Annotated in this window: 11 protein-coding genes and 1 pseudogene; 10 read left to right on the top strand and 2 right to left on the bottom strand. The window is 73.3% G+C overall.

Translation table 11 applies throughout. The features are described from left to right. Positions 1–180: 180 nt before the first annotated feature. Entirely contained in the window at positions 181–2,979 is a 2,799-nt protein-coding gene (locus PUR71_RS00725; protein ID WP_329924311.1) for an ATP-binding protein, read from the top strand. Between the two features lies 1 nt (position 2,980). Here PUR71_RS00725 and PUR71_RS00720 read toward each other — a convergent pair whose 3' ends face one another. Both PUR71_RS00720 and PUR71_RS00715 read right to left on the bottom strand, forming a co-directional pair. Then, complete coding sequence (locus PUR71_RS00720) at positions 2,981–3,880, bottom strand: endonuclease/exonuclease/phosphatase family protein (protein ID WP_329924310.1); 900 nt, start codon at positions 3,878–3,880, stop codon at positions 2,981–2,983. Positions 3,881–3,902: 22 nt separating this feature from the next. Continuing rightward, on the bottom strand, positions 3,903–4,469 hold the full coding sequence (locus PUR71_RS00715; protein WP_329924309.1) for a hypothetical protein: 567 nt from the start codon (positions 4,467–4,469) through the stop codon (positions 3,903–3,905). A gap of 425 nt (positions 4,470–4,894) precedes the next feature. On the opposite strand from PUR71_RS00715, the gene PUR71_RS00710 reads away from it, so the two are divergent. The 9 genes and pseudogenes from PUR71_RS00710 to PUR71_RS00670 form a co-directional block, all read left to right on the top strand. Continuing rightward, positions 4,895–5,122, top strand: coding sequence for a hypothetical protein (locus PUR71_RS00710; protein ID WP_329924308.1), 228 nt, complete (start codon positions 4,895–4,897; stop codon positions 5,120–5,122). After that, positions 5,103–5,612: a DUF6879 family protein gene (locus PUR71_RS00705; RefSeq protein WP_329924307.1), complete on the top strand. Its 510-nt coding sequence runs from the start codon at positions 5,103–5,105 to the stop codon at positions 5,610–5,612. Before PUR71_RS00710 ends, PUR71_RS00705 begins: the two co-directional genes overlap by 20 nt. Positions 5,613–5,624: 12 nt before the next feature. Next, the gene (locus tag PUR71_RS00700; protein ID WP_329924306.1) at positions 5,625–6,476 is read left to right on the top strand and encodes a helix-turn-helix domain-containing protein; all 852 of its coding nucleotides are present in this window, start codon (positions 5,625–5,627) and stop codon (positions 6,474–6,476) included. A gap of 361 nt (positions 6,477–6,837) precedes the next feature. Then, a complete protein-coding gene (locus tag PUR71_RS00695; RefSeq protein WP_329924305.1) occupies positions 6,838–7,029 on the top strand; it encodes a hypothetical protein in 192 nt (63 codons plus the stop codon). Positions 7,030–7,075: 46 nt separating this feature from the next. Next, complete coding sequence (locus PUR71_RS00690; RefSeq protein ID WP_329924304.1) at positions 7,076–7,213, top strand: hypothetical protein; 138 nt, start codon at positions 7,076–7,078, stop codon at positions 7,211–7,213. Positions 7,214–7,380: 167 nt separating this feature from the next. Further along, positions 7,381–7,785: a hypothetical protein gene (locus PUR71_RS00685; RefSeq protein ID WP_329924303.1), complete on the top strand. Its 405-nt coding sequence runs from the start codon at positions 7,381–7,383 to the stop codon at positions 7,783–7,785. A gap of 42 nt (positions 7,786–7,827) precedes the next feature. After that, a complete protein-coding gene (locus PUR71_RS00680) occupies positions 7,828–7,989 on the top strand; it encodes a hypothetical protein (RefSeq protein WP_329924302.1) in 162 nt (53 codons plus the stop codon). A 140-nt stretch (positions 7,990–8,129) separates the two neighbouring features. After that, entirely contained in the window at positions 8,130–8,282 is a 153-nt protein-coding gene (locus PUR71_RS00675) for a hypothetical protein (protein WP_329924301.1), read from the top strand. A 12-nt stretch (positions 8,283–8,294) separates the two neighbouring features. Continuing rightward, positions 8,295–8,414 (top strand): annotated as a pseudogene (locus tag PUR71_RS00670) (ATP-grasp ribosomal peptide maturase); the annotation flags it as partial. Positions 8,415–8,433: the final 19 nt, after the last annotated feature.

Genomic DNA, 8,433 nt, shown 5'->3' with positions numbered 1-8,433 from the left:
GCCCCAAAAGACGCGGGGCCGGCCTGAGCCTCTACCAAGTCGTCCGCGAGCTCCAGATCCTTCTGGCGACCTGGGCCGGCGCCTGCCCCACCTGCCACCGCGACATACCCACACGAAAACAGACCTGACCAAGCCCTACTAATGGCTCGTCAACAGCGGCCTTATGCGCACGAATTGGAGATGAAGGTGGCCGAAGGACTGCCCGCTGCGGGGGACGGTGGCGCGGACGGCGGGCCGGGGGCCCGGCTGCACGAGCGGGAGGCCGAGCTGCGTGCGTCCTCAGAGGCGATCGGCGCGCTCGCCCGGCCCGGCAACGGGCCCGGCAGGAACGACGGCGGCACCGGATCCGGCGCCGACGGCGCCACCGGGGAGGTGCTGCTGTACACCGGCGCCGCCGGACTGGGCAAGACCGCGGTGCTGACCGAGGTCCGGCGCCAGGCCGCGGGCGCGGGCTGCACCGTGCTGTTCGCCCGGGGCGGGGAGCAGCGGCGCCACGAGCCGTTCCACGTGGTGCGCCAGCTGGTGCAGCCGGTGCTGGCGGCGCTGTCCGACGGGGAGCGGGCGCGGGTGCTGGGGCCGTGGGAGGACATCGTGGGCCCGGCGGTGGGGCTGCTGCGGCCCGGCGGGCAGCTGGACCCGCAGGGGGTGCGCGACGGGCTGGACTTCGTGCTGACCCGCCTCGTCCAGCTGCGCCCGCCGGTGGCGGTGATCGTCGACGACCTGCACTGGGCGGACCCGGAGTCGCTGGGCTGGCTGGCGGGCGTGGCGGTGCGCGCCCGCGAGCTGCCCGCCCTGCTGGTCCTGGCCTGCCGCGACGAGTTCCCCGACGGCGTCCTCGCCCTGGAGCGGGCGCTGGCCGCGGCGGCCGACCGGCGCCACCGGCTGCGGCCGCTGCGGCCCGCCTCGGTCGCGCGCCTGGTGCGCGAGGCCCTGGGCGACGGCGCGGAGGACGCCTTCTGCCGCGACGTGTGGTCGGTGACCGCCGGCAACCCGTACGAGACCACCGCGCTGCTGCGCGAGGTCCTCGACCAGCAGCTCGACCCGGTCGGCGAGAACGCCGCGCAGCTGCGCGAACTCGCCGCCAACGCCCGGGGGATGACTCTGCGGCACTGGCTCGACAAACTCGGACCCACCACGCTGCGCTTCGCCTGGGCGGCGTCGATGCTCGGCACCGACATCCGCCCGGAGCTCGCCGCCGCGATCTGCGCCCAGGGGCCGGAGACCGCCGCCGGATCGGTGCGGGAGCTGCGCCGCCACCGGGTGCTGACCGGCGCGCCGGGCGGGCGGCTGGAGTTCGTCCACCCGCTGGTGGCGACCTCGCTCTACCAGTCCATGCCGCCGGCCACCCGCACCGGGATGCACGGGGTGGCCGCCGTCGAGGTGGAGAACGCGGGCCTCGGGCTGCTCGCCGCCTCCCGGCACCTGCTGGAGCTGCTGCCCGAGGGCGACGGCGCCATCGTCGCCAAGCTGCGCCGCGCCGCCCGCGAGCACCTGGCCATCGGCGCGCCGGAGGCCGCCCAGCGCTGCCTGCGCCGGGCCATCAGCGAGCCGCCCGCCGACGAGGACCGGGCCACGGTGCTCTACGAACTCGGCTGCTCGGCCCTGCTCACCGATCCGGCGACCACCGTCAACCAGCTGCGTCTGGCGCTCGCCGAGCCGGACGGGCTGGACGCCGCGACGCGGGTGGACGCGACGTTCCGCCTGGCCCAGGCCCTGGCCCACAGCAACCGGCTCGACGAGGCCGCCGCGGTGTGTGCCGAGGAGGCCGCGCGGACCTCGCCGGGGCCGGGGCGGCTGCGCCTGGAGGTCGCGCACTTCATGTTCGCGGTGTTCCAGTCGGTGGACGAGGACGGGCCGGCGCGCTCGGAGCGGCTCGCGGCGTTCGCCCGGATGCTCGGCACGGTCGGCCTGGCCTTCACCGACGCCGAGGCCGGCGCCGACACCGGCGCCGGGGTGGAGGACGGCGCGCTGTTCGAACAGGACGGCCTGGTCCACGCGGTGGCCGTGCTGCGCTGCTGGGACCTCACGCTGCGCGGCGCCGACCGCCAGGAGGCGCTGGCCCTGGCCGAGTCCGCGCTGCCGCACGGCCGCCTGCCGCGCAGCCTGGGCTGGACCAACACCACCTGGGGCTTCGAGCTGCCCGGCATCCTGGGCATCAGCTACCTGTACGCGGACCGCGTCGACCGGGCCGAGGAACTGTTCACCGAGGCGGTGCGCGCCTACGAGGTCGCCGGGTGGAGCGGCGGCCACCTCGGCTTCGCCCACCTGCTGACCGGCATGCTCCGCTTCCGCTGCGGCGCCCTCGCCGAGGCGGAGGACCACCTGCGCCGGGCGCTGCGCATCGCCGGGCGGATCGGTCCGGGGATCCCGCTGCACTGGGACGCGGTCGGGGCGCTGGCCGAGACGCTGGCCGCACGGGGCCGGCTGGCCGAGGCGCTGGAGCTCGCGCACGAGCACGGGTTCGGGCCGCCGTACCCGAGCGTGATGGTGCTGCCGGACGCGCCGACGCTGTACGGCCGGCTGCTGCTGGCCCGGGGCGACGCGCCGGGCGCGGCGCAGGCGCTGGCCGCCGCCGGCGAGGCCCTGGACGCCCGGGGGTGGCGCAACACGGTGTGGGCGCCGTGGCTGGGCCACCTGGCCCGCGCGGTGGCGGGAAAGGAGCCGGAGCGGGCCCGCGCGCTGGCCGGGGAGGCGGTGCGCCGGGCCAGGGAGTCGGGCACGGACTCGGCGATCGGCAGCGCGCTGCGGCTCAGCGCCTCGGTGCACGATCGCCCGCGCGCCGCCGAGCTGCTGGCCCAGGCCGTCCGGCACCTGGAGCACTCCCCCGCCCGCTACGAGCACGCTTTGGCGCTGGTCGACCTGGGCGAGGCGCTGGACGCGGGCCCCGACGCGCGCGAGGCGCTCGCGGGCGGGCTGGAGCTGGCCGTCCGGTGCGACGCGGACGGCCTGGCCGAACGGGCGCGGGCGCTCCTGGGCTGAGTCAGAGCGGGAGTTCGACCGTCAGGGGCCGGTGGTCGGACACCGGGCTGCGGGAGGTGCGTGCGTCGGGGACAGCGGCGACGCCGTTGGTGAGGATGTGGTCGAACTGCACCAGCGGGCGGTGCGAGGGATACGTCCGCGCGCGGACCGCATCGCGCCAGGCACCGTTGCGCTGACCGGAGTCGTGCGGTGCGGCGAGCAGTTCGGCGGCGTTCAGGACGGTGCGCGGGAGGGCGCCGACCAGGTTGAGGTCGCCGAGCAGGACGTGCGGGCGCGGCAGGCCCGCGATCCAGCGGCGCAGGAACAGCAGCTGACGCACGTTCTGCCCGGGGACGGTCGACAGGTGCGCGGCCACCACGGTGAACGGCCCGCGCCGCCCTTCGACGACCGCCGCCAGTGCCGCGCGCGGCCGGTCGCGGGACCAGACGAGGCCCGGCTTGCCGGGTATCCGCAGCGGTACTGCGATCGGCGCCGGCGCCAGGCGGGCGGCCTGCCAGGCGCGCACCGGCAGACGCGACAGCAGCGCGACGCCGTGCGAGGGGCCGCCGGCATCCGGGTCCACGTCATCGGGCCCGTACACGCGCAGCCCGGGACGGGACGGGTCGAGGATCCAGCCGCGCCCGAGGACGGCGTGCCCGTGCAGGGCGGAGGCGTAGCGCCAGTGGCCGGCCCCCACCGCAAGCGCCACCGCTGCGGCCTGGTCGACGCCGCCCGAGCGCTCCTGGAGCCGGTCGACCTCCTGCAACGCCACGACGTCGGCCTCGAGCGCGGTGACGGCCTCGCACAGCGGCCGCTCCGGCGCGGCCATGCCCTTCATGGACGCCGGTCGGCCGTCCGCCGCGACCGGCCGACCGTGCAGGACGTTGAACGTCGCCAGGCGCACCCGCTGGGTCGTCGTCATGCCCGGGACGCTACCCGGCGCTTCAGCCCTGCGGCCACCCGGGGACGCTGACGGGCCCGACCCCGGCCATCACCCAGGACGGGAAGTGGGCGAGCGGGATCGCGGCCGAGGCGGGGGCGTCCGGACGGACCGATCCGGCCGGGAAGAACGCCACCCAGCAGCGCCGGCACAGCCAGCCGGCCTGCCACACCCGCATGTGGCGCTGCCACATCGCCTGCCGCTCCGGCAGGCCCTGCTCGGCGGCCCAGGTGCGCTTCGCACGGGCCTTGACGTGCACGACGAGGCCGATGGCCGTCAGGATCCCGGGCAGGAGGAACACCCCGACGATGCGGCCCGCCCGATAGGCGACGTTGCCGTCGTCCAGGCTCGCGGTGGAGTTCAGCAGGGAGACGAGCCCGGACAGGAGGAAGAACCCGGCGACGGAGAAGAGCACGATCGAGGCGGTGTGCATGCGGACGCGGACCGGCTCCGGCTGGGGCGGCGGGGCCAGCAGCGCCCGTACTCCCCCGTCGAGGCGGACGTCCGCCAGGGCTTGCGGCACGGGGACGCACTCGTCCGGCGCACCACACTGGGGGCAGGCCACGGCCATGGGTCAATTCCTCCTACGGGCAGGCAAGTTGTTCATACGGGCACTTCGGGTCCGAACGGCCGCGCGAATGCGGACGTTATCAGTGCCTTCGCGCGCGCTCAACGTCGATTGCCGGGGGCGGCTGCGCCGTGGGGAACCGGGCCCGGCGGGCACTGGCCACAGCCGGCGAGGAGCCTCACCCGCTTGACCGGCTTGCCCCCGCCCTCCTGGAGGGCGGGGGCAACGGCGTCGGTGTAGACCGTCGCCGACTCGTGCCCTTCCCAGTCCTTAAGGCGGGGGCTTCGTTGCGCCTGGGACCTGTGACCAACCGGGGCTCGCTGCCAGTCCAGGACCTGCCGCAAGTTTCCGCAAACACCTGTGCCTCACCTGCGGCAGCCTGCAAGCTGTTGTTCCAGCGGATCACCGACCAGTCACAGGGAGCCACCATGGCGCTGCACAAGCTGGGGCAGGACCCGGACAGCCCCGAGGGAAAGTCCCCGACGCTCTACTTCGACGACGCGACGGGGAACTACATCATCCAGGGCTGGAAGGTCCCGGACGCTGAACGCCTGAGCCAGATGGACATCCCCGAGCACGAGACGGTCATCGAGTTCCCCCGCCGCATGATGCGGTTCTTCCCGGAGGTCAACGGCCATGAGCCTCGCGCCCTTTGATCAGCTCTTCGCCTCCTGTGAGCGGTCGGCCGTCCACCTGGAGATGCGTGACGCCTACATGCTGGACGACCCGATGTTCCTCGCGTGGAAGGCCGGCGATGTCGAGGCATCCGGCCGGGCGGAGAGTCCGTGGCTTGCTCTCATGGCCAGCACCACGGGCCGGGGCGTCGAGGTCAGGCGGGCGCGGATCGTCTCTGAGCCGGTGAGCGAGTACGTGCGCTTCGAGTACGACATCACCGACCTGCACAACATCGCGGTCGGCGAACAGGTTCGCTGGCTGCCCCGTCGCCGCACCACCGATCTGGCACTGCCCGGCAACGACTTCTGGCTGTTCGACAGCCGGACGGTCCTGATCAACCACTTCACCGGCCAGGGCGACTTCGTGGACCACGAGGTGACCGAGGACCCGGACGTCGCACGGCTGTGCGCCACCGCGTTCGAGGCCGTGTGGGCGCGGGCGACCTCTCACGAGGCGTACGAGCCGGCCTGAGACCCTCACACCATGTCCGACTCCGCAGTCTCAAGCGTGCAGCAGGCCCGGCAGGCGCTGGGCCTGCGCCTACGTGAGATCAGGAAGGAAGCGAACCTGACTGCGCGCGCGCTGGCCCGTCTCACGGGCTGGCACGAGTCGAAGTGCTCGCGCATCGAGAACGGTCGCATGACGCCGTCACCAACGGACATCAGGACATGGACCGTTCACTGCGGCGTCCCTCACGAGACTGAGGACCTCCTCGCCGTCGCCCGGGGGATCGACGGCGCCTACGTCGAGTGGCGTCGTCTCGAACGGCCCGGACTGCGGCGGGCCCAGGAGGCCGTCCTGCCGCTGTTCGAGCGCACCAGGCGGTTCCGCATGTACCAGTCCTGGGTGGTACCGGGGATTCTCCAGACGCCCGCGTACACCCGGGCTGTACTGGAGACCATCGTCGCTCTGAGAGGCGTGCCGGATGACGTGACGGAGGCCGTCGCCGTCCGGATGGACCGGCAGAAGGTGCTGCACGTCAGTCAGCGCCGCTTTGCTGTGCTGGTGGAGGAGTGGGTCCTTCGGACGGTGATCGGCAGCCCGGAGATCACCGTGGCACAGCTGGGGCACCTGATCGCCGTGGCGGCCACGCCGTCGGTGAGCTTGGGGATCATCCCGCTGGGACGGGTGCGTGGCGGGGGCTGGCCGGTGGAGTCCTTCACCATCTACGACGAGGCGCAGGTGAACGTGGAGTTGGTCTCCGCTCACCTCACCGTCACCCGGCCCGGCGAGATCCATGAGTACGCCCGCGCGTTCGTGGAGCTGTCCGATCTTGCGGTGTACGGAGCCCAGGCCCGCGCGCTGATCACGTCCGCCATAGACGCGTTCGGGTGACCATCTGCAAGTTTCCGCACGCTCCTTGAGGCCCGCACCGCCGTCTCCCTACCGTCGACGGCATGGCAGACCACTTGGTCGCCCTGTTGCCGGGCGAATAGCCCCCGGCGGCCTGAAAGATCTGGAGCGCCCATGCCGACTGCCGAGCGTCTTCCCAACGCCCCGGGTCCGGTGGACACCGATCCCGAGCTCCGCCGCCGACCGGCGCGGCGCCCCCCGAGCAAACCGGCCTCGGCCTCACTGATCGCCGCCTGCCGCGCGGACTACCAGCAGGGGCAGGCCGAGGCGCGGCGCCGGCCCCCTGACCCCTACAGACACACGCCCCTGACGTGGGAGTACCACCGACGCAACGGGGGAACTCGTGTCGCTCCATGAAGCTGAACAGCACGGCGCCACCAGCGGGTTCGGGTGCCTCGACTGCGACTACTACGTCCGCGCCACGCGCCAGTACCCGGCCACGGACTACCCCGTCATCAACGGGCGGCTCGCCCGGCGTTGGCAGCAGCACGTCGATGACGGCGAGTGCCCGGTGGGGGTCTCGGGTGACACATGAACCGGACCCCCGAGCACCGAGCTGGACGCAATTCCTCGGCGGACCCGTGCCATACGACGACACCGACGGACAGGACGGCCCTGATCCGCTTCCCGCGACCCTGGAGCCGGTGACCGAGTCACTGACGCTCCAGCGGCTCCGGGCCGAGGTGCGCACGATCAACAGCCGCTACTGGCGCCTCTGATGCGCCCCTGATGGCTCCCGCCGCACTGGCGCCGCGTGCGGCGGGATTCCTCGGGCCGGCCGCCGACCAAGGGTGAGGGCCCTTCCACCCGACCCCGCCGCCGACCAACCTGCTCAACCCACAGATTCCCGCCCCGGCCGTCGTCCCTGCTCGACAACAACGAGGGCATGAGCGTCGACATGGCATGGCGCATCGTTCGCGAGGCGCTCGCGTTCGTCGCCACGGGCGCCCGTCGGCCGGACCTGGCCATGGCGCCGAGCCGCATCGTGGACGAGGGCTGGCACGCGCTCATCGTCCACACCGAGGCCTACGCCGAGCTGTGTGCCCGCGAGGGCGTGTTCGTCCACCACAGCCCCGGCTTCGACCCGGACAACTTCGACCCGGACATCCTGGAGCAGTCCCAGGACGCCATCCGGGCACAGGGGTTCGACATCGACCCGGAGCTGTGGCGTGCGCCGACGGACAACAGCCTGGTGTCCGTCGCGGCGAACTGCCAGCACGCGCCGTCGTGCGCGATCCGGCCCATGCCGAAGCCGGAGAAGCCCTGCAACAAGCCGAGCAGCATGGCCTGACAGGCGCGTACGCTGCCGGGCACACGAGGAGGAGGCAAACCGATGGAATGGATCGACCCGCGGTACGCAGACCTGGTCGCGGAGTTCCGGCAGCAGGACGACGACCTCGACGCCGTCGCCCCGTACGGCGCCCCGCTTCGGCGGGTCGACGGTGAGCTCGTACCCGCACGTCTCGGGTTCATCGTGGAACCGCTCAGCGAGTAGCGCAACTCCCCGCCCAGCCGCTGTTCTCCGCCAGGATTCCGGCGGCCGGGCGGGTCTGCAAAACCGAACGGCCGGTCACCACCCGGTGTCCGGTCCGGACGCCTTGTCAGCCGTACCAACGGGACCCTCAGGGAGCAGACATGGGAGGGCACGGCGGAGGATCGGGCGGCGACAAGCCCGGCAAGGCGGGCGGGGGCAGCGGCGGGGGCCACTCCGGCAAGCCCGAGACCGCCCCGCACGACGGCCGGCGTGATGCCCCGCCGACCAACCTGCCCAAGCCCTCGAAGCCGTAGGGGACGCCATGGCAGGGCCGATGGTGGTTCCTGGAGTGCAACCCGTCCGGCCAGTGGTACTGGCTGGAGCCCGAGACCGGCCTGCCGATGCTCACGGCGATGGCCGACCTGCTGGAGAGGAAGACCGGATGACCCGGACCGACGGCGACAG

This window comes from Streptomyces sp. SP17BM10, assembly GCF_036322405.1.
GTDB lineage: Bacteria > Actinomycetota > Actinomycetes > Streptomycetales > Streptomycetaceae > Kitasatospora.
Note: the sequence above shows the minus strand (reverse complement) of the source record. Positions and strands in the feature narration are given on the sequence as shown.

Bases quoted from the DNA above. Each gene is read 5' to 3' on its own strand.
- PUR71_RS00725 (WP_329924311.1), top strand. From the start codon at position 181: ATGAAGGTGGCCGAAGGACTGCCCGCTGCGGGGGACGGTGGCGCGGAC.
- PUR71_RS00720 (WP_329924310.1), bottom strand. From the start codon at position 3,880: ATGACGACGACCCAGCGGGTGCGCCTGGCGACGTTCAACGTCCTGCAC.
- PUR71_RS00715 (WP_329924309.1), bottom strand. From the start codon at position 4,469: ATGGCCGTGGCCTGCCCCCAGTGTGGTGCGCCGGACGAGTGCGTCCCC.
- PUR71_RS00710 (WP_329924308.1), top strand. From the start codon at position 4,895: ATGGCGCTGCACAAGCTGGGGCAGGACCCGGACAGCCCCGAGGGAAAG.
- PUR71_RS00705 (WP_329924307.1), top strand. From the start codon at position 5,103: ATGAGCCTCGCGCCCTTTGATCAGCTCTTCGCCTCCTGTGAGCGGTCG.
- PUR71_RS00700 (WP_329924306.1), top strand. From the start codon at position 5,625: ATGTCCGACTCCGCAGTCTCAAGCGTGCAGCAGGCCCGGCAGGCGCTG.
- PUR71_RS00685 (WP_329924303.1), top strand. From the start codon at position 7,381: ATGAGCGTCGACATGGCATGGCGCATCGTTCGCGAGGCGCTCGCGTTC.
- PUR71_RS00680 (WP_329924302.1), top strand. From the start codon at position 7,828: ATGGAATGGATCGACCCGCGGTACGCAGACCTGGTCGCGGAGTTCCGG.
- PUR71_RS00675 (WP_329924301.1), top strand. From the start codon at position 8,130: ATGGGAGGGCACGGCGGAGGATCGGGCGGCGACAAGCCCGGCAAGGCG.